The sequence below is a fragment of the Streptomyces sp. VNUA24 genome (genome assembly GCF_029167005.1).
Lineage (GTDB): Bacteria > Actinomycetota > Actinomycetes > Streptomycetales > Streptomycetaceae > Streptomyces > Streptomyces scabiei.
The window spans coordinates 7,902,543-7,924,453 of sequence record NZ_CP119143.1; the positions used below are offsets into that span (position 1 = coordinate 7,902,543).

Below are 21,911 nucleotides of genomic sequence, written 5' to 3' on the forward strand. Positions count from 1 at the left end.
AGAGTGAGCGCACACGGCGAGACACGGTGGACCCGGGCGACCCTCGGGCATCCCGACCGTCCCCTCGACCTCCTCACCGCCCGTTTCGACCGCCATCGCTACGCCCCGCACACGCACGAGGAATTCAGCATCGGCATCTGCGTCCAGGGCGCCTCGTGCATCGACTACCGGGGCGGCGCCCTCACGGTGGGGGAGGGCTCCATCGTCGTCCTGGCCCCGGGCGAGGTCCACACCGGCGAGTCGGCCTTCGGCACGTACGCCTACCGCGGCCTCTACCCGGCCGCCGACCTCCTCACCGACGGCATCCTCGGCGGCACCCCGCACTTCCGCGACCCCCTCCTCCACGACCCCGAACTCGCGGCCGCCCTGCGCACCGCCCACACCGAGCTGAGCACGGGCCCCGACCCCCTGGAAACCGAGTCCCGCCTCCCCTGGCTGCTCACGGCGCTGGCCCGCCGGCACTCCACGTCCCGCCCCACCTCCGACACGATCCCCGGCGCCAGCGGCATCGCCCTGACCGCGCGGGACCGTCTCGCCGACGAGCTGGCGGCTCCCCCCTCCCTCGCCGACCTCGCCGCCGACCTGGGCCTCTCCCGCTATCAGCTCCTGCGCGCCTTCCGTACGACCATGGGCATGCCCCCGTACGCCTGGCTCGCGCAATACCGGGTGAGCCGGGCGCGTGCGCTGCTGGAGACGGGCGGGCGCCCGGCGGAGGTGGCCGGGCAGGTGGGCTTCGCGGACCAGGCCCACATGACACGCTGGTTCAGCAGGGTGCTGGGAGTGACGCCCGCGGCGTACCGCAACAGCGTTCAAGACGTACACCGCTGACCGGACGAAAATCGTCCCATGACTGCACGCGGCTGGGTTCTGTTCTCCCTGATGGGCGTCCTCTGGGGCATTCCCTACCTGATGATCAAGGTGGCGGTGGACGAGGTGTCGCCGTCCATGGTCGTCTTCGTACGCTGCGCCCTGGGCGCGGCCCTCCTGCTCCCCTTCGCGATCCGTCAGGGAGGACTGCCGGGCGTCGTGCTGCGGCACTGGCGCCCGATGCTGGCCTTCGCCGTGATCGAGGTCATCGGCCCCTGGTGGACCTTGACCGACGCCGAACGCCACCTCTCCAGCTCCACCGCCGGCCTCCTGATCGCGGGCGTCCCCATCGTGAGCGTCCTGCTGGCCCGCTTCTTCGGCGACACGGAACGCCTGGGCGCCCGCCGGACGATCGGCCTCGCCCTCGGCCTCGGGGGCGTAGGGGTCCTCACGATCCCGCACCTGACCGGCGGAAACGTCCTCTCCCTCACCGAGGTCCTGATCACGGTCGTCGGCTACGCGACGGCCCCCCTGATCATGGCCCGCCACCTCAGCAAGGTCCCCACCCTCCAGCTGATAGCCCCGGTCCTCCTCCTGTCGGCGATCGTCTACGCCCCCGCGGCGACCCTGACCGCCCCCTCGACACTCCCCTCTCCTCCGGCCCTGATCTCCCTGGCGGCCCTGGGAGTGATCTGCACGGCGTTGGCCTTCGTCGCCTTCCTGGAACTGATCCGGGAGGTGGGCCCGACGCGGGCGACGGTCTTCACCTACGTCAACCCGGCGGTGGCGGTGGCGGCGGGAGCGGTCTTCCTGGACGAACGCCTGACCCCCGCGATCCTGTCCTCCTTCGCCCTGATCCTGGCGGGCTCGTTCCTGGCGACGGCGTCGTCGGCGTCACCGGCGTCGAGGGGTGGCGGCCGCCGGGTAGCATGGTCCACACGGCAGACGAGCCGGGCGGACGGCCGCGTGGAGTCCCCCTGACGGGGAACTTCCCGAGGAACGTCCGGGCTCCACAGGGCAGGGTGGTGGCTAACGGCCACCCGGGGTGACCCGCGGGACAGTGCCACAGAAAACAAACCGCCGGGGACCTCGGTCCTCGGTAAGGGTGAAACGGTGGTGTAAGAGACCACCAGTGCCCAGGGTGACCTGGGCAGCTAGGTAAACCCCACCCGGAGCAAGGTCAAGAGGGGCCGCCGTAAGAAGCGGCCCTGCGCGGACGTCCGAGGGCAGCCCGCCCGAGTCCGCGGGTAGACCGCACGAGGCCGGCGGCAACGCCGGCCCTAGATGGATGGCCGTCTCCCGGCCGACCGCGAGGTCGACCGGTGACAGAACCCGGCGTACAGCCCGACTCGTCTGCCGCCACCTGCGGCTTTGCCTGGGAAAGGGTCTCTGATCTGCGGCGGAGGCCCTTTCCGGTCTTTCAGGGGCTTGCCGCGTTAGGCGGCGGAAAGTCCCTCGGAAGTCCCTCGGACAGCGCTGAAAGTCCCTGAAAAGTCCCTGGAGCGGAGAGGTAGGGGAGGAGGTCTGAGCTGGGCGTTCGCGGCGGCGGCCGGAGCCTGGCGCTGGGAGCTGCCGCTGCGTGGGCATGGTCTTGACTCGGCGGGACTACGCGGGCTCAGCGTTGGTTGTCGTGTCCGTCCGCGCAGCCCATTCGGCGCGGGCTGCGGTGAGTCGGGGCTGCAACGCGCGAAGCTCTTCCAGCTGGCCCGCCACCGTCTCGATGAACTCGGCCAGCTGCTCCGGATCCATCGGGCGGGTGTACGTGTCGGCGGCCACTTCGACCGCAACGTGGGGGACTCGGTAGGCCGAGCTGATTGTCGAGTCCGGACTTATGGCGAGGCATGCGCAGAGCAGCTGCCAGGACGCATAGTCCTCGTAACCGTCCGTGTATTCGGCATAGGCCTCAGCGCCGTACCGCTTGTGGTGGACGTCAGCCGGGTGGCGTGTGCCGTCCATGTCGTCGGTGTGGTCCGTCGTGCACCAGGACGGGCAGGTGATGGTGCGCCGGGTGCCGTGAACGTCGTCGTACGTCCAAGTCCGGCTGGGTGCTGTGGCTGTCTCGCTGGTCCGCCCGGATGCCAGGCTGGCGATCTGCGTCCGTGCTGCCCGGAGCTTCGCCAGGTGCGCGCTCAGGTCGCTGATCAGCTCGTCAACCTCTCCGAGGTCGAGCGTCGGCCAGTCGCCGCCGGCCACGAAGTCCAGCCCGGGCCTTCCGTCGTTGACCTGGGACAGATGGAACGCCATGATGCCGTCCCCGTGCCGACCGGCGTAGGGGCACTGCGCGCCCATGGCGGTGAACGGGCCGTGGTGAATGCGCTCGTTCGGGTCCTCGTGGTCCGCCGGGTCTCCCGTGCAGAAGGAGACGCCGTCGGGACAGGAGGTCACTTCGGGATTGTCTGGCTGCTCGCCGCTGGTGAAGGCATCCATCTTGTTTTGCGAGGTTCTCGAGGCGGTCGGCGAACTTGCGCAGCTTCGTCGCCTTCGCCCGAGCCTCAGCCGCGTCCGTGTCCGTCTCGCCCAGACCGATAACCGGGTCCGAACCGGAGAAGTGAAGCAGGCGCGCGTCCAGGAGCTCGCTGCCGTCGTTGCCCATGACGACCTGCCTGGCTCCGACGTGTGTGTCGTGGACGCCAGTCTCGATGCACCAGTCCTGGTGGACGGTGCACAGTTGCACGCCGACGTCCTCGCGGGCGGTGGCACTCGGGGACATCGAGGAGGCGTCGGCGAGTTGGGAGGCCAGGGTGGCGACATTCTTGATGCTGCTGCTGTCCGTGGTCGTCGATACGGCCATGCTCACGTTCATTCTCCTTGTCGCAGAAAGGTTGGGTTCGGAGGCCGTGGCCAGGGATGGTGCATGACGATCAGTTCCGCACCCTCTGCTGCTTGGCCCTCGTGGTGGCTCAGCCTTGCTCAGCCCGGGCACCCGTGCTCTGTTCGGCGGGCATTTGTCCCAAGAGTGGCTATTCGGCGCTACACTGCCCGCCTCTTGTAGCCCGATCGGAAAACGTCTCTCGTCGCGAAGTCAGGCTGATCACCAGAACGAGACGAGGGGATCCCTGACGTCACGCATCTCCTGCTGCGGCGTGGCGCTCAGTGGACCGAGCGACGCCGCGCAGGATCTTGGCCGAAGGGTCATGGTCGAGATCATGACAGGGCACGAACACCAGCCCGCACCGCTGATAACCTCACCTTTGTTGACGTGTGTACTTCGCGTCCCGTGTGCCTCGTCTCTGCACGCTCGGACGCGGAACGGGGGCGATGGTGTTCGAGCCGCTGAGAGACAGTGACCCCCATGAGATCGCTGGCTTCCGCTTGGCGGGGCGGCTCGGTCAGGGGGCCATGGGCGTCGTATACCTCGGCTACCGCAGTCCCCGGCCGGTGGCAATCAAGGTCGTGAAGCCGGCATTGGCCGACGATCCATACTTCCGTCAACGATTCGCTCAGGAGCTGGAGGCGATCCAGCGTGTCGGGGGATTCCACACCGCCGCACTTGTGGCCGCTGATCCGGGTGCCGAACGGCCATGGATTGCGACCGAGTACATCCATGCGCCATCGCTCGAAGCGCTGCTGAATCAGCACGGGCCGGTGAGTGAGCTCGGTGCATGGTGGCTGGCCGCGAGCCTCTCCGAGGCCCTCATCCACATTCACTCCGTCCGGCTGCTGCATCGTGATCTCAAACCGAGCAATGTGCTGGTCACCACGCAGGGCACGCGTGTGATCGATTTCGGGGTCAGTCATGTCGGCGGCGCGACCGGGCTCACCTCTGGCGATGCGGCGCTCGGCACGCTCGCGTACATGGCTCCCGAACAGGCCATGGACTCGCGGAAGGCGAGTGAGGCTGCGGACGTGTTCAGCCTGGCCGCGACTCTGGTGCATGCGGCGACGGGGCACCCTCCCTTTTATGCTCACCTGTCGGCTCAGCGGACACTGCAGAATGTCCAACCGGACCTTTCGGGCTTACCCGAGAGTCTGCGGGACCTCGTTGTCAGTGGCCTGGCCTACTCTCCTGAGGACCGGCCCACGGCCCACACCGTGATGGAGGCGGCCATGGACCGGCTCTTGGAGCAGGCAGTACCGGTGAATGGGGGCATGTATCCGCCTCTGCCCGACGCGTTCCTCACGGATGTGTTGCAGGTGGCTGATGGGACGCCTCCCGCGCCGCCGCCTGTGGTGGAGCAGGCTCCCGAGGCGGTTATGGAGGAACCGGAAGCTCCGGTGCTGCCCCCGGAGCCGGCGGTTGCAGCGGCGTCCAGCGGCGGGGGAGAGCCGTGGGCTGACCGCTGGCGCGGGAAGATCCGCGACCGCCGGTCCGACTTCGGTGGTTGACACCGTCGACCCCGCACGTGAGCACGATGAGGCAGTTCAGTAGTGAGTGAAGGAGAGAGCCTGGTGACCAGTGACGCAGGCACCGCCAAGTTCGCCGCGGGCATGCAGGTCCGCGCGCGGGACGAGGACTGGCTGGTCGTCGAGACGTCAGAGACGACGCAGGACGGCACACGTCTGGATGTCCGCGGGATCTCGCCGCTCGTGCGAGACCAGCGGGCCGTCTTCTTCGCTCACCCGTCGCTGGACCAGGTCACCCCCCTGCGCCCCGAGGACACCGACCTCGTCGTCGACACCTCTCCGGAGTGCCGGCGCTCCCGTCTGTTCATCGACGCTCTGATCCGTAAGACCCCGCTGCCGCTGTCCGAGCAGAGGCTCGCCACCGTCGGCACTCACCTCGTCGATGACCTTGCCTATCAGCGCGAACCGGCCAGGGCGGCACTCCGCGGCCTGCGGCCGAGGCTGCTCATCGCCGACGCGGTCGGCCTGGGCAAGACGCTGGAAGTCGGTCTTCTGCTCTCGGAGCTCATCCGGCGGGGCCGGGGCGAGCGCGTCCTCGTGGTGACGCCCAAGGCCATTTTGGAGCAGTTCCAGCATGAGCTGTGGACGCGCTTCGCCATCCCTCTCGTACGGCTCGACTCCAGTGGCATCGAACGCATCCGACGGAACATTCCGGCCGGCCGGAACCCCTTCTCGTACTACAAGCGCGCGATCATCTCCATCGACACTCTGCGCTCCGACCGCTGGCGCAGCCACCTCATGCAGGTCGACTGGGATGCCGTCGTCATCGACGAGTCCCACAAGCTGATCAACAGGGGTACGAAGAACAACCGGCTCGCGGGGCTGCTCGCCCCGCGGACCGACGCTTTGATCCTGGCGAGCGCTACGCCGCACAACGGTGAACGGGAGTCGTTCGGTGAACTGCTGAGCCTGCTGGACCCGACCGCCATCCCCGACACCAGCGACTACGACGAGACTCAGCTCGACCACCTGTACGTCCGCAGGCACAAGATGTCCTCGGACGTGTCCGCGGAGATCGGCCACAAGTGGGCCACCCGCAAGAAGCCCGTGGCCTTCGACTGCCCCGCGAGCGACGCTGAGCAGAGGATCTTCGAGGAGCTGTACGACGTCTGGATCAGCCCTGGGGAGGGACGCTCGGCTCCGGTGAGCGGCAAGGGAGCCCGTCTGTTCCCGTACACGCTTCTGAAAGCGTTTCTGTCCTCGCACGAGGCGCTGGCTGAGACCGCCGCGAACCGGATCAAGGTCATCGACAAGGACGCCGAGGAAAACCCGGAGAACAAGGAACGACGTGTCCCCGAGCGGGCGGCACTCGTACGGCTTGGTGAGCTGGCTGCCGAGGCCACGGTGCAGGAGGCGGCCAAATTCCGCCGCCTGGTGGACGAGTTGAAAGCCATAGGGGTAGGCCCGGGGGCCGGCAAACGCGTCGTCATCTTCTCCGAGCGCCGGAAAACCTTGAAGATGCTCCACGAGGCCCTGCCGGGTGCGCTCGGCTTCGAGACAGGCACGGACAACCGGCTTGGCGCGATCCGACAGCTTCACGGCGGGCTGCCTGACGAAGAACAGCAGCGCACCGTCAAGGAGTTCAGCCTGGCCGACAGCGAACTGCGGGTCCTGCTCACGGGCGACATCGCCTCCGAGGGCGTCAACCTGCACCGCCAGTGCCACCAGATGATCCACTACGACCTGCCCTGGTCGCTGATCACCATCGAGCAGCGCAACGGTCGTATCGACCGCTACGGACAGCAGACGCCCCCGGAGGTCCGCGCCCTGCTGCTGGTTCGCCAGGACGAGGACCCGGATGTCCCGTCTGCTGACCGGCTGGTCTCCCGCCGCCTGCTAGAGCGCGAGGACGAGGTCCACCGCACTCTGGGCGAGGCCGCCTCCATCCTCGGCCTGCGTGACGAGGACGCGGAAGAGACCGCGATCAAGACCGGGCTCGCGGACGGGAAGTCATTCGACACGATCGTCCCGGCACAGCCCGTCGACCCCTTCAACCTCTTCATGGCCCACCACACGGTCGACGGATCGGGAGAGCACTACCGTGTCCCCCAGCTGTTCGCCTCAACCCGTGCCTTCGTGGAGGAGGCACTGGACGAGGTGTACGACAACAACCCCCAGGCGAAGATCGGCAAGCAATGGGGCGAGGACCATCCCGAGATGCTCTCCTTCGCCCCCGACCTTGAACTGCAGCGGAGGCTCCTCGTCCTCCCGCAGACCTATCTGGACGAACGCGGAGTGCTTGACGAACTGCGGGTCACCTTCGACCCGGTGTTCGCCCAGCAGCGTCTGGATCGTGCCCGGGAACTGAGCGGTGAGCGCCCCAAGGGCGCGATCAACAAGCAGACGCGGCGCGAGACATCTGGGTGGCCTGACGTCAGCTACGTGACCGACCAGCATCCGCTGGTGGAGTGGCTCACCGACAAGGTCCTGGTCCGGCTCACCCGGAACACTGCACCCGTCATCACGGCCGATGTCGAAGGCCTCAAGTTCCTGATGCAGGGCATGTACTCGAACGCCAAGGGCCACCCGACGGTCCTTGCCTGGTCGTGCGTGAGCGGGCTGGAGCGCGGAGCTGTCGAATTCGACGACGACCTGGTCAAGGTGTTGAACCGAGCCGGGGTGGAGCCGGGCATGCTCAACCGTCCCTTCACCGGGGACCTCGGTGCTCTGCGTGCTCTGGTGCCGGACGCGGTCGAGGCCACTCGTCGGCACCTGGACAAGCTGCGTGCCATCCAGGAAGAACCCCTCATCGAGAGGCTGGTGGAGTACGAAAAGCGCCTGCATGCCTGGCGCAAGGCGAGCGAAACGGCCTTCGAACAGCTCACCCTGGGCGTCCGACGCGAGGATGCGGAACAGCGCGTGGAGAACACCGCCATAGAGGTCGAGCAACTGCTCATGGAGCTGGCCACGCAGGGCGAGGCCATGGTCCGGGTGATCGGGGTCCTCGTCCCGGCCACCGGGATCGGCGAGAAGAAGGGCGCGTGACCCTCGTGGCATTCGAAGCGATCGTCAACCGTAATGAGTACATCTCCGCCCACTACCTTGCCGAGGTCTTCTCCAAGGACCTCGTCGACCTGCGCAAGCGTTGGACAGCGGCTGACCGGGCAGGACTGCCCACCTCACGCGCGGGCATGAGGAACCTGGGCCGCGACTACTTCAAGGCCAAGGTCAGCATCACCGAGAAGGGCGACTTCGACGGATCCGACCTGCGCGGGCTCAACGACGCCCTGCTCGCCGCCCTCGCCTACACTCGCCCCGACGGCGAGCAGTCACAGCGCGATGACGACACCCATGCCAGGATCCAGCGCGGCGTTTTCGAGGTCATGCACGCCGACAAGGTTCGCGAAGTGCCGGTCGCCCTCGCCGTGAAGGGGCCTGGGGGCGTTGAACTCGTTGCCCTGGACGTCACCTGGAACACCAACGCCGACCTTGTCGTCTCCGATGTAGAGGACGACGGATCCGAACTCCTCAACCCTGTCTCGCTGGACGGCAAGCAACAAATCACCAGCGCGGCGGACGCCGTCACCTTTCTCTTCAGCTGCAACGACGCCTACACGCCGCGGTTCGTACTGCTGCTCGCCGGCGGTGCCGTGCTGCTCGCCGACCGCACCGCATGGCACGAGGGCCGGTTCCTCGGCGTCAGTATCGACGCCGCGCTCGACCGTAACCTGGCCGGCGACGGTGGCGAACTCGAAGCCGTGTCTGCCCTGTTCGGCGCAGAGTCCCTGCTGACACAGGGCGGTGCGGCCGGGTTCCTCGACGACCTGGTCGACAAGGGCCGCAAGCACGCGGTCGGCGTGTCCAAGGAACTGCGCGAGGGCCTTCGTGAGTCCGTCGAACTGATCGCCAAGGAAATCCTGAGCCGTATCCACGCCCACCCCGCGGACCCCACAGAACTCGGCGACAGCACCGAACTGGCCACCCGCCTCACCCGCGAGTCGCTGCGTTACCTCTACCGGATCCTGTTCCTCCTCTACGCCGAAGCCCGTCCGGAACTGGCCATCCTTCCCACCAAGGACGAGGCATATCAGGACGGCTACGGCCTCGCCCGGCTCGGTGAGCTCGTCTCCTACGACCTCCCTGAGGAATCCCTGGACAGGTTCCACTTCTACGAATCGCTGGATCTGCTATTCCACCTCGTCGACCAAGGCCACCGCACTTTGGAGGGCCGTGAGAAGGGCGACCGCGAAAAGCTCGACGCGGACGGCATCCGCTTCGAGTCGCTGCGCAGCGACCTGTTCAAGGCCGACGCCACCCCGCTGATCGGCACGGTGCGCATCGACGGGGAAAAGGTCGACACCCGGCTGCGCAACAAGGTGCTCTGGCAGGTGCTGAACCTGCTCATGCTCAGCCGTGGCAAGAACGGCAAGGGATTCATCTCCTACGCCCAGCTCGGCATCAACCAGCTCGGCGCGGTGTATGAGGGGCTTATGTCGTACACCGGCTTCTTCGCTGCCGAGGACCTGTACGAGGTAGCCAAGCCCGACGCGGACGCACTGGCCGGCACCTGGGTTGTCCCCCAGAGCGAAGCCGACAACTACGACGACGAGGTCTTTGTCAAACGCCGCGACTCGATCACGGGCGCGTGGCGGCGCGTCGAGCATAAGAAGGGCTCGTTCGTTTACCGCCTCTCGGGGCGCGAGCGTCAGCGCTCCGCCTCGTACTACACCCCCGAGGTGCTGACCCGCAGTACGGTCAAGCATGCCCTGGCCGAACTCCTCGACCAGGACGGCAAGACCACCGCTGCTAGGGACATCCTCGACCTGACCGTGTGCGAGCCGGCCCTCGGCTCGGGGGCCTTCCTCAACGAAGCCATCAACCAGCTCGCGGCCGAGTACCTCAAGCGCCGCATGGCCGAGCTGTCCGCCGAACGCGACCAGGACGTGCAGCTGCCGCCGGACCAGTACGAGGCAGAGCTGCAGAAGGTCAAGGCGTACCTGGCTCTCCACAACGCCTACGGCGTGGACCTCAACCAGACAGCCGTTGAGCTAGCCGAGGTGTCGCTCTGGCTCAACGCGATGCACGAGGGCCTGAAGGCTCCGTGGTTCGGTCTGCACCTGAGGCGCGGGAACTCCCTCATCGGCGCCCGACGTGCGGTGTACGGGAAGGAGGCGTTGAAACGGAAGGCATGGCTTACCACGGTGCCGACCGACCGGCCTCTCCGGGAGGGCGCCGAGGACAATGCCATTCGCGCCGGCGAGGAGATCCACCACTTCCTGCTTCCAGCGAAAGGCTGGGGTGCGGTCGCGGATGCCAAGCAGGCGAAGGAGCTTGTGCGGGAGGAGCGGGACAGGCTTGTGGAGTGGCGCAAGAAGGTGGCGTCCACTCCGTCTGCGACGCAGGCGAAGCGGTTGCTGGCACTCGCGACGCGCGCCGAGAGGCTGTGGGAGCTGACCAAGCGCCGGCTCGTTGTATCGGAGGCTGAGGTCCGCCGGGACATCGACGTCTGGGAAGTCGATGAGGAACGGCCTCTGCCCCGATCTTCGGGCGCGGTCTCACGCGAGCAGGTCGAGCAGGCTCTTCAACAGCCGGGCGCCCCGCGTGGACGGCTGAAGTTGGTGATGGACGCCTGGTGTGCGCTCTGGTTCTGGCCAGTGGGACAGCCGAATACCCCGGAACCGCCGACCTTCGAGGAGTGGCTGGAGTTCTGTGAGGCCGTTCTCGGGGTGCCTCCGGCGAAGGCGAAAGCGAAAGCGGTGTCGAAGGACGCTGCACGTAAGCGAGGGGTCGCTGCCGGTTTGGAGGACAAGCTTGGCCTGTTCGCCGACATCGGAGACTTCGAGCAGCTTGCACTGGATGACGACTTCGACCGTGTCATGAGTCAGTGTGCAGACATGCCCACTGTGGCGCTTCGTTTCCCTTGGCTCAGCGAGGTCGACGCGATTGCTCGGCGGGAAGGGTTCTTCCACTGGGAGCTGGAGTTCGCCCATGTCTTCGAGAGGGGCGGGTTCGAGCTGCAGGTCGGGAACCCGCCTTGGCTCAGGTTCGAATGGGATGACGATCTGGCCCTGGCGGAGTACGACGCCTGGTTCGGTCTTGAGAAGCAAGTGTCAGAGGAAAAGAAGGAAGCGCGTAGAGAAGCGGTTCTAGCGAGCGGTGCGACTCGAAGGAACTACCTGTCGGATGTAGCTTCGTGGGCTGGGGCCGACGAACAACTCGGTTCGTCAATTGAACATCCCGTACTCTCCGGGCTGCAGACGAACCTATACGTGAACTTCATTGAACGTGCGTGGAGGAACTTGCATCCGCGAGGATCTGCTGCTCTGATCCACGAGGAGAATCACTTCTCTGTCCCGAAGGGAGGAAAATTCCGAGCCGAGACCTATGCCCGACTGCGTCGCCACTTCCAATACGGGAATAACATTCTCCTGTTCGAAGATGTTGATAACAACAAGAACTTCGGCGTCAGCGTCTACGGCGCCCCGCGTGAAGTCAGGTTTGTGCAGATCGCGCGAGCGGTTCATCCCTCGGCAGTTGACGGGTCCTTCTCTCACGCGGGCAAGGGGGATCTGCCGGGAATCCAGTTCCCGGAGGGCGGTTGGGATATGCGTCCGCATCGCGGTCGTATCGTGGAGGTTGACGAGAGCGTCTTGACCGACTGGGGCGCGCTGATTGATGCTCCGGGAACTCCCGCTGTCGAGGCCCGTGTTCTGCGTCCCGTGAACTCTGCCGACAACGCGGCGCTGAGGGTCTTCGCCGGGTTCCCGGAGCGTCTTGGGCCGCGTAAGCACTGGTGGTCTCGGGAGCTTGACGAAAAGGGAGCCAAGCAGGAGGGGGTCATCACGTGGAGAACGGAAGTCCCGGAGTCGTGGGACGAGGTGATTCTGCAAGGTCCCCATTTTTCGGTTGCGACACCGTTCGCGAAGCAGCCAAACCCTGGTTGTAAGTCGAACAAAGACTATTCCGCGTGGGATCTCGTAGAGCTACCTGAAGCGGTAATCCCCAGGACCAATTATGCGCGTGCTTGTCCGCCGGGCGAATTTGCCACGGAGGTTCGATCCTGGGACGGAGTTCCGTCTTCGGCGTACTTCCGGCTCGCATGGCGCAACATGGTTACTTCGAATACCGAGCGCTCTCTGAACGCCGCCCTCGTTCCCCCTGGGCCGACGCATGTGCACACCGTCCACACGCTCGCATGCGGCACCGACAGAGGCACGGGGATCATCGCGGGCCTGTGGGCGTCGCTGCCATTTGACTACCTCGTCAAGGTCTCTGGGGCTTCAAAGGTCAACATCGAGCTGGCCCGGAGCTTCCCTTTGCCTCTCAAACACCCCCTGACCACCCCTCTCCTCCTCCGCACGCTCCGCCTCAACTGTTTGACCCGCGATTACGCCCCCCTGTGGGAGCTGTTCGAGCCTGCCTGGCTCTCGGACCGCTGGACGGACCCGGAATCGCCCCGCCCGAAGCTCCAGGCCGTAGCACCCGAGTGGTCCATGGCGACGCCGCTGCGCACCGAGTACGACCGTCGCATGGCGCTAGTCGAGATCGACGCGATCGTGGCAGTGATGCTTGGCCTGACCGCTGAGCAGCTCTGTGCCATGTACCGGTCGCAGTTCGCGGTGCTGCGCAAATACGAGTGGGAGATGTTCTTCGCCGCGGACGGGCACAAGATTGGTGCGGCGACCCACAACGTCGGTATCCGGCAGACTCCCGAGGAGGCCACCTTCGTCAAGGCGTGGGTGAAGGCCGCCCGCGTCGGCGATCCGACCCCCGAGATGCCCGAGGGCTGGGTGAAGCCGGACCGCGAGGCTGAGATGACGCGGGCCCACGCGGACTTCATGGCCCGGCTGCTGGCTGGCGAGTACGGCGACTACGCCGCGTATGCCTCCGAGCACGGGGATCACGGAAACCTCCTCGGCGGGGCCGAAGCCGAACAGGCTCCTTCCGACGTCTTGGTAGAAAGCAGGTAAGTCGTCGTCATGCTGCCCTCTCTGGTTGCCGAGGACCTGCGTCGAGCCCTGGCCACTTACCTGACGACGAGCTTCGCCCTCGCTGACGACGACGTGCGCGAGGAGCTTGACGCATTCCTGGAGCGCCCGGAGAGCCGGCTGTTCCGTGGGCCTTATCTACGTGTCCGGACGCCGTTCCGCGAGGCCAAGAAGGGCTGGAAGGCGGCACTCGACTGGCACCCGGACGAGTTCACGCCCTACACCCACCAGGCTGCTGCCTGGCAACGGCTGTCGTCGAAGGGAGGGAGGCACCCGGAGCCCACCATCGTCACCACGGGTACCGGGTCGGGTAAGACCGAGTCGTTCCTGGTGCCGATCCTGGACCACTGCGCGCGGGCTCGGGCCGCAGGACAGCGGGGCGTGAAAGCCCTGCTGCTGTACCCGATGAACGCCCTGGCCGACGACCAGGCACGTCGTATCGACGACTTCCTCACCACCGAGGAAGACCTGAAGGATGTCACGGCCGGCATCTACATCGGCGGTGCCTCCGGGGCCCGATCGGCCTCGGATGAAGACGAGGACAAGCCCGGCTCGTACGGCCGTGACACCGGATCGACGTCCCTGGCCGGGGACCCGACGGTCAAGAAGCTGATCACCGACCGCGACGCAATCCGGGCCGACCCACCGGACATCCTGCTCACGAACTACAAGATGCTGGACCTGCTGCTGCAGCGGATTCCGGATGTTCCGCTGTGGCAGTCCGATTCCTTGGCGTACGTCGTCCTCGATGAGTTCCATACCTACGACGGTGCCCAGGGCACCGACGTGGCCATGCTGCTGCGCCGCCTCGGGGCGGCGACCGGGGCGGCGCGTGAGGGGCGTCCGCTCGGTGACATCACGCCGGTGGCGACGTCGGCGACGCTGGGCGGGAGCGTGCCCGACGGGCCGGTCGCGGAGGGACCCGAGCGGTCGGACCGTGAACTGCTGCTGGAGTTCGCGGAGAAGGTCTTCGGCACACCCTTCCCGGATGCCGCGCTCGTCGGTGAGGACCGGCTGCTGCCCAAGGAAGTGGTGGATGAACCGGACTTCCTGCTTCCCAGCCCGGCTCCCGACGCCTTGGCCGCGTTGCCTGATCCGCTGGACGATGATTCCGCTCTCGTGGAGCTCGCGCGGCTCATGCTCGGCGAGCCGATCACCGATCCTCTGCAGGTCGGGGACAAGCTGAAGCACCACATCCTGGTCAAGGCGATTCTCGACGTTGCCGGCAACACACCGGTGACCGTGCCGGAGATTGCTCGGGAGTTCGCGCAGCGCGGGGGCGGTCCAGTGTGGGACGAAGCGGCCCGAAGCGACCCGGGCGTTCTGGAACTCGCCTTCGCGCGGATCCTCGCGCTAATCTCGCACGCTCGCACTCCGCATCCCGTCACGGGAAAGCCCGGTCCATTCCTGCGCGTTGAGGCGCAGCTGTGGGTGCGCGAGGTGCGGCGCGTCATTCGGGCGGCGACCGCCGAGCCGCACTTCCGCTGGTACGACGACGACGGCCCGACGGGTGACTCACGCCCGAACCCGGCCAACCTCGCCATCTACCAGCCGACGGAGGTCGACAGCGCCGGTGAAATCGGCGATCGGGAGGACGCGTCGCGTCGCCCCGTGGGGCCGCCGTACCGGCGTCACCTTCCGGCGGTCTACTGCCGTCACTGCGGGCGGTCGGGCTGGGCCGCGCTGTCCACCGAACTGGAGTGGCAGCAGCTCAAGACGAACACGCTGGAGATCTACAAGGCCGCCGCGCAGAAGAGGCGGCCCGTGCGCTGGATGCTGCGGGCCCGGCCGGACGAGTACCCGGTGCTGCACCTGCACGCGGAGAACGAACGGTTGTCGACCAACCCGGCGCGGGACACCGTCGCGGTCGTCACCCCGCAGGGGCCGCTGCCCGCCGACAGCGATGACGAGTGCCCCTCATGCGGGCTGGGCGACGGCATGCGTTTCCTCGGCGCCGGCACGGCCACCCTCGCATCAGTGGCGACCACGCAGATGTTCTCGGAGCGAGGACTCGCGAAGAGCGAGCGGAAGCTGTTGGTGTTCACGGACGCGGTGCAGGATGCCACCCACAGGGCCGCGTTCATCGCCAATCGCAGCTTCGGCTTCACCCTTCGAGGTCTCCTCGCCAAGCACCTCACTCCTGGACAGCCGATCGCGGTGCATCATCTCGCGGCCGATGCGGCAGAGGCCGTTGTCATGGCCGCCGGTGGTGGAAAGCGCGAGGAACTCGCCTCGATCGTTCCCCCCGACCTGCGAGAGAACCCCGACATCCAGACCCTGCTGGATGAGTCGAACGGCTTCAACGACGCCGGCGCGGAGATGCTCCACAGCCGCCTCGTCTTCCAGACCCTGCTGGAGTTCGGCCTGCGCTCCCGTCTGGGCCGCACCTTGGAGTTGACCCGTACGGCGGCTGTCGAGGTCGAGCTCAAGGAACTGCCGCAGCTGTGTGCGGAGCTGAGGGACCGGCATCAGCGTCTCCCCGGACAAATCTCCTTGCCGACCGAAGACACGGCGTACGAGGTCTTCCTGCGGGGCCTGGCCGAACGGCTGCGATTGCGCGGAGCGCTGTTCCACCCCTGGCTGCAGGAGTACATCCGCCAGGCCGGAGCGCGGCGCTGGCCGATCTGGGGCGGTCGGCCCACTGGCATGCCGGCCTTCCCACGCGGCCTCGCCGCACCAGCGTTCCCTATGTCCGGCGGCATCCGCACCACCGGCTTCGACTCCCTCACCCGGGACAACACCTGGTTCGCGGACTGGGGCCACCGCACACTCGGCTGCGACCGGCGCGAGGCGCGCGCGGTGACTGAGCTGGCCATGAAGCTGCTTGCCCAGCACGACATACTCGCCACCTATCACGCCGAGGGCGGTGCGCTCGTCTACGGCCTCAAGCCCCGCAACGTCCTCGTCTACCGCATCGACGACGACGCCTCACCCGACGAGAACGGCGCCAACGCCTGCGGTGTGCGCTGCAACACCTGCACCTGGCGGCAGACCGTGCCGCCCGGACGGCGTGAGCAATGGCTGGGCACCGCGTGCCTGCGGTTCCGCTGCTCGGGCCGTTTCGTCGAGGACGACCGCGACTACACGGACGACTACTACCGGCACTTGTACACCGTCGACCGGCCAGGCGATGTGCTGACCGCCGAACACACAGGCGCGCTGAGCCGAGAACGGCGCGAGCAGGTCGAGGCCGCCTTCAAGAACCGGACCTCGGCGTTCGACCCGAACGTGCTCACCTGCACGCCCACTCTCGAACTCGGCATCGACATCGGCGACCTGTCGGCCGTGGTGCTGGCCTCGATGCCGCCCGGGCCTGCCAACTACGCGCAGCGGATCGGCCGAGCGGGACGCAGTACGGGCAACTCCCTGGCAGTGACCTTCGTCCCGCGAGGCAACCGTAATCACTACTACCTGCACGCTCCGGAGCACATGCTGGCCGGCCGGATCATTCCGCCGGACTGTTACCTGGACGCCTCCGAGATCCTGCGCCGCCAGTACCTGGCCTTCCTCTTCGACCGCGCCGCCGATCGCACCCTGTGGGAAGGCACGGCGATTCCCGAGCGCCCCATGCCACCGCGTATCGGCGAGCTCTTCGGGCCGGGGCTGGCCGAGGACGGATGGCTCCGCCGCTTCCTCGACGTCGCGACCTCCCGCCACGCCCAGTTGTCCTCCGCGTTCATCAAACTCTTCCCCGCGATGAGCGAGGAAGCCCGTCAGGGCGTGCAGGCATTCGCTGAACAGGAGCTGGAGGAGACAGTCGGGGCCGCGGCGAGCGCATGGAACAAGCGAGTAGCGGCGCTACGCGCGAGGATGCGGCAGATCGGCAGGACCTTCGACGCCCTGGCGTCCGTCTCGGGAGACCCGGAACGAGACAAGCAGCGGCGTCAGCTCTTCGCCGAACAGCGCACCGTCCGCAAACGCCGGGACGACCTCGTCTCGGAGAACTCGATCAACGCCCTGGTGCGGCTGGGCCTCCTGCCCAACTACACCCTCCACGACGACGCGACCGTGCTGGACGCCACCTTGTGGTGGCGCAACAGCGACGGTGAGTTCGACGAGAGCGCTACCGACTACGGGCGCGGCTCACGCCTCGCGCTGACCGAACTGGCGCCCGGCAACATCTTCCACACCGACGGCTACAAGTTCATCGTCAACGGCGTGGACCTCGGCACCGGCGTCGGCGGCGGCGAGGACCCGTACGCCCTGTGGAGGTTCTGCCCCGAGTGCGGATTCGTGGCCACCGAGGAGACCGGTCTCGACATCACCGCCTGCCCACGGTGCAAAGCCCCGCAGATCGCGGACCCGGGAGCCGTCCACAAGGTGCTGGTGCCCGAGCGGGTGGTGGCACGTGAGCGGCGCGAGGACGCGCGTCTGACCGACGAGAGGGACGAGAGGGAGCGGAGGCAGTTCGATGTGATCGCCTTGGTCGACATCGACAAGGACCAGCCGCAGGGGCTGCGGGCCTGGCGCCGCATCAGCAAGAAGGAGGAGGAGAAGGTTCCGCCCTTCGGGGTCGAGTTCGCTCGGGTGGCCACCATTCGCACCATCAACCTGGGGGCGTCGTCCGCTCCCGGCTCGACCCATGTGATCCGCGGCGACGAGATCCAGGCTCCCGGTTTCGACACCTGCCTGGAGTGCGGGGCGGTCCGCGGCGTGCACCCGCAGGCATGGGACCCCTCGGCTCAACGCGTCGGCACCCGCCACGCCTACTGGTGCTCCCACCGCGACGACGGCGTGATCCACGAGCCGACGGAGAAGCTGCTCCTGGCTCATGAGCTCACCACACAGGCCCTGCGCATCCTGCTGCCCGTCTCCACGATGGATCTCGCCGAGCGCCTCGTCTCCTTCAAGGCTGCCCTGCTCCTGGGCATCACCAAGCACTTCGGTGGAGCCCCCGACCACATCCGCGTGGTCACCGACAGCATGCCCGGCGACAGCCAGGAACTGCGCAGGCGCTTCCTTGTCCTGCACGACTCCATGCCGGGCGGCACCGGATACCTCGAACACCTCGCGGACGCCGAGGTGCTGCACCGCGTCTTGAGTCTCGCTCAAACGGCCCTTCGGGAGTGCCCCTGCCAAAAGGAGGACCAGCGCACCCCCTGCCACCGCTGTCTGCTGCCCCACGTCACCAGCAGCGAGCTTCCGCACGTCTCGCTGCGCATCGCGAAGGAACTCCTGGACGAGATCCTCAAGGACTGGGACGTCGAGAAGGTCGACACGCTCTCCGGTGTCCGCATCGATCAGCTCGTCGAGAGCGAGTTGGAGGACCGGTTCGTTCGCACACTGGTGACCTGGGGCCGCCGCGAAGAGGAGGACGGATCGGTCACCGCCAAGGCCGGCCAGCGCGGCATCGAGCACGAACTGCGCTTCACCTGCGACAGCACCTCGACGCGCTGGCGCATGCAGGACCACGTGCGGATTAGCACCGCCGTGCCCAGTGAACCCGACTTCCTCCTGGAACGCACCGACGGCCCCACCGAGCGCGTCGCTGTCTTCCTCGACGGTTTCGCCTTCCACGCCAGCGAACGTGTCAACCGCATCGCCGACGACGCGGCCAAGCGGGCGGCCCTGAGAGCCGAAGGCATCCTGGTCTGGCAGCTGACCTGGGACGACGTCAAAGCATGGGCAACGGCGGTCGGATGTGCGGTTCAGGGACAGAAGGTCCGCACATCCGCGCCATTCCTGCACTCGGAGGGGGCGTTGGGGCTCGCCCGGCAGATACACCAGAGCCTGGTCTGCGAGGCCCGGCCCGACGACACCCTCGACCCCGTCCTGCGCAATCCGGTGGAGACCCTGCTGGAGTTCCTCGCCGACCCCGACCGGGCCAAATGGGCGCGGCGGGCAGCCGGCCTGCTCGGCGGCTTCGGAGCGATGGCACGTCCGCAGCCCGTGGATCGCGAGGAGATCGGACGAGCCCTCCCCGACATTCTGCGCGGCGCAGCCCTGCCCGCAGCACCTCAGGCCACCGAGGCGGTCGCCTTCGACGCCCGCACCCCTGGGCAGGCGCGGATCACCGGCCTGCTGGACCGCCGACCCGAGCCGCGAACCGGGCAGCCGGGCATGCGGGCCTGGTCCGTTCTGGCCGTGCTCGACGACCGCACGGACGCCGTCGCGGATGAGGACCACAGGAACCGCTGGGCGGACTGGCTGCGCTGGTCCAACCTCCTGCAGTTCCTCCAGTTCAGCGCCAGCGACGAACTGCCCTGCTCTTTCCACCAGGTCGCGGTCTCCACCAGCGATCAGGTGGATCCGCACACCGTGGCCCTGCTGACCAGCGCGCTGCCCACGGAGGGCGGGGCCCCGCAACCGCTACCGCCCAGGTGGGGCGAGGCCCTCGAATGGGCTTCGAGCAAGGTCGAGGACGTACTGCTCGCACTCGTCGAGGAAGCCCGCGGGGGCCGCATCGACGTGCCCGAGGTCGGCTTCGAGTACGGAGACCAGGCGTTGCTGGCCGAACTGGCCTGGGAAGACGAGAAGGTGGCGATCTTCATCGACGCCGACGAGGAACGAGACGCCGCATTCGAGCGTGAGGGCTGGTACGTGGCCCAGGCCGACACGGTGAACGTGCCTGAACTCATCAAGAAGTTGGAGGGGAACTGATGTCCGGCGCCAAGGTGATCATGGCGGACGTCTTCGGAAAGTCCTATGACGCGCTGGACGGCTCCGTCCAACCGCTGGTGCTGCAGTTCATCATGAAGATGCAGCGCGACCCGGACTCCAACGGCCTCAATCTCAAGCCCCCGAAGGGCGCCAAGGACAAGAGGGTCCGCACCGCTCGCGTCACCGACAACTACCGCGCCGTGCTCATGCACTACGCCGACCGCGTCTACTACCTGGTCGCCGTCCTGCCGCACGACGATGCTTACGACTTCGCCGCGAACATCCTCTTCGACATCAACAAGGTCACCGGCGGCATCGAACTGATCAACCTGGGCAGCCTGTACGGCACGTTGAGCGGGCAGCCGAAGAACGCGGCCGGCACGGCGGACACGAAGAAGCCATCGCTCTTCGCTGGCGTCTCGGACGCCGACTTCGAACGCCTCGGCGTCCACTCCTCCATCGTCCCGGCGCTCCGCGAGATCCACAGCGAGGATGCCGTCCTGGGAATCGTCGAGACACTCCCGAAACTGGCCCGCGACGTCATCCTGTGCCTTGCCGACGGCATGTCCGTCGAGGACGTCTGGGCGCAGGTCAGCTCCCTCGCGGCCACCGAGGACGAGATCGACACTGAGGATTACGAAGCTGCCATCGAGCGTCCCGCCACCAAGGAAGCCTTCGTGGTCACGGGCGATATCGCCGAGTTCGGACGCATCCTGACCGAACCGCTCTCCGCCTGGCGGATCTTCCTCCACCCCGCTCAGCGCGCCCTGGCCGAGCGGAAGACCCCGTACAGGGGCCCCGCACGCGTCACCGGAGGCCCCGGCACCGGGAAAACCGTGGTGGCCCTGCACCGCGTCAAGGCCCTCGCCGATCGCCTGCCGCCCGGCCAGGCCATCTTGCTGACCACCTTCACCACCAACCTCGCCAACCTGCTCAAGTCCCAGCTCAAGGAGCTCGGCGGCGCCCAGCTGCTGGCCAAGGTCGACGTCCGCAACATCGACAAGGTCGCCTACGGCACCGTGAAGGAGACCTTCGGACCGGAGGCGCCGAGCAGGCTCAAGGACAGCGAGATACTGAACCGCTGGATCGAACTCGCTCAGGAACAGCCCGGACACCACTTCGACGGTCGCTTCCTCGACGCCGAGTGGAAGCAGGTCGTCCTCGCCCAGGACATCCGCAGCCGCGATGAGTACTTCGTCGCCAAGCGCGCGGGCCGTGGCCGACGCCTCAACCGTCCTGAGCGCGCCCAAGTCTGGTCCCTCATCGAGGAGTTCGAGCGCAGACTCGACCGCGAGAAGGCTGCGGGAGTCATCCAGCTCGCCGCCCAGGCGGCCCGGATCGCCTCCGGCTGGTCCGACGAGGAGCGGCCGTACCGGCACATTGTCGTGGACGAGGCACAGGATCTGCATGCCGCTCACTGGAAGTTGCTGCGTGCCCTGGTCCCCGAAGACAACGACGATCTGTTCATCGTCGGTGACGCGCACCAGAGGATCTACGACAACCGTACGTCCCTCAGCGCCCACGGCATCAACATCCGCGGTCGTTCCAAGCGGCTGACCCTCAACTATCGGACCACCCGGCAGATCCTCGTGGCTTCCCTGAACCTGCTCGGGAAGGTCGAGTTCGACGACCTCGACGGGAACAGGGAGAATCTGCGCGGCTACCGCTCCGTTCTGTCGGGGGCCAGCCCCGAGACTCAGGGCTACCGCACCGCGGCCGAGGAGATGACCGCGCTGGCGCAGCGCGTCGACGGGTGGCAACGGGAGCGCATCAAGCTCCACGAGATCGCGGTCGTGGCCCGGACCCACGCGCTGGCAGACGCGGCCCTCCAAGCCCTGCGCGACGTCAAACTCGACGCCGTGAAGGTCGAGGACTCCCGTGTCCCCGATCCCGACGAGGGCGTGCAGGTCATGACCATGCACCGGATCAAGGGACTCGAATACCGAGTCGTCGCCATCGTCGGAGCCGGCGCCCAGCACATGCCGTTGCCCACCGCACTCACGCCGGAGGCCGAAGACCGACTTCAGTACGCCGCAGACCTGCGCCGCGAGCAGTCACTGCTCTTCGTCTCCGCGACCCGAGCCCGCGAGCAGCTGTCGATCACTTGGTCCGGGGAGGTCAGTCAGTTCCTGAAGTCTTCTGGTGCCGCGTGAGAGCGACCCGGTGGGTGGTCTCGAGATCACCCGATCGGGGTCGACCTCTTCCAGCGGTGCCGGGGCCCGTTCCAGGTGA

8 protein-coding genes and 1 other RNA gene are annotated in these 21,911 nt (G+C 67.1%); 7 read left to right on the forward strand and 2 right to left on the reverse strand.

What is annotated here, in order from left to right:
- Positions 1 to 3: 3 nt before the first annotated feature.
- Positions 4 to 828 (forward strand): AraC family transcriptional regulator, encoded by an 825-nt coding sequence (locus PYR72_RS33900; protein WP_275458824.1) that lies wholly within the window; start codon positions 4 to 6, stop codon positions 826 to 828.
- A 746-nt stretch (positions 829 to 1,574) separates the two neighbouring features.
- Here the strand turns inward: PYR72_RS33900 and PYR72_RS33905 are convergent.
- A complete protein-coding gene (locus PYR72_RS33905) occupies positions 1,575 to 1,745 on the reverse strand; it encodes a hypothetical protein (RefSeq protein WP_275458825.1) in 171 nt (56 codons plus the stop codon).
- Between the two features lie 8 nt (positions 1,746 to 1,753).
- Between PYR72_RS33905 and rnpB the strand changes: the two genes are divergently transcribed.
- Positions 1,754 to 2,163, forward strand: an RNA gene (gene rnpB, locus PYR72_RS33910) — RNase P RNA component class A.
- 249 nt (positions 2,164 to 2,412) lie between these two features.
- On the opposite strand, the gene PYR72_RS33915 is transcribed toward rnpB, so the two are convergent.
- Positions 2,413 to 3,234, reverse strand: a complete 822-nt coding sequence (locus PYR72_RS33915; RefSeq protein WP_275458826.1) for a hypothetical protein — start codon at positions 3,232 to 3,234, stop codon at positions 2,413 to 2,415.
- 831 nt (positions 3,235 to 4,065) lie between these two features.
- Between PYR72_RS33915 and PYR72_RS33920 the strand changes: the two genes are divergently transcribed.
- The 5 genes from PYR72_RS33920 to PYR72_RS33940 all read left to right on the forward strand — a co-directional run bounded on the left by PYR72_RS33920 (position 4,066) and on the right by PYR72_RS33940 (position 21,832).
- Positions 4,066 to 5,133: a serine/threonine protein kinase gene (locus PYR72_RS33920; RefSeq protein ID WP_275458827.1), complete on the forward strand. Its 1,068-nt coding sequence runs from the start codon at positions 4,066 to 4,068 to the stop codon at positions 5,131 to 5,133.
- Between the two features lie 63 nt (positions 5,134 to 5,196).
- On the forward strand, positions 5,197 to 8,136 hold the full coding sequence (locus PYR72_RS33925; protein ID WP_275458828.1) for a DEAD/DEAH box helicase: 2,940 nt from the start codon (positions 5,197 to 5,199) through the stop codon (positions 8,134 to 8,136).
- The gene (locus PYR72_RS33930; protein WP_275458829.1) at positions 8,133 to 13,061 is read left to right on the forward strand and encodes a type II restriction endonuclease subunit M; all 4,929 of its coding nucleotides are present in this window, start codon (positions 8,133 to 8,135) and stop codon (positions 13,059 to 13,061) included. The genes PYR72_RS33925 and PYR72_RS33930 overlap by 4 nt, the downstream gene beginning before the upstream one ends.
- A gap of 9 nt (positions 13,062 to 13,070) precedes the next feature.
- Positions 13,071 to 19,679, forward strand: coding sequence for a DEAD/DEAH box helicase (locus PYR72_RS33935; RefSeq protein WP_275458830.1), 6,609 nt, complete (start codon positions 13,071 to 13,073; stop codon positions 19,677 to 19,679).
- Positions 19,679 to 21,832 carry a UvrD-helicase domain-containing protein gene (locus tag PYR72_RS33940; RefSeq protein WP_275458831.1) on the forward strand — a complete coding sequence of 718 codons (2,154 nt, stop codon included), beginning with the start codon at positions 19,679 to 19,681 and terminating at the stop codon, positions 21,830 to 21,832. Before PYR72_RS33935 ends, PYR72_RS33940 begins: the two co-directional genes overlap by 1 nt.
- Positions 21,833 to 21,911: the final 79 nt, after the last annotated feature.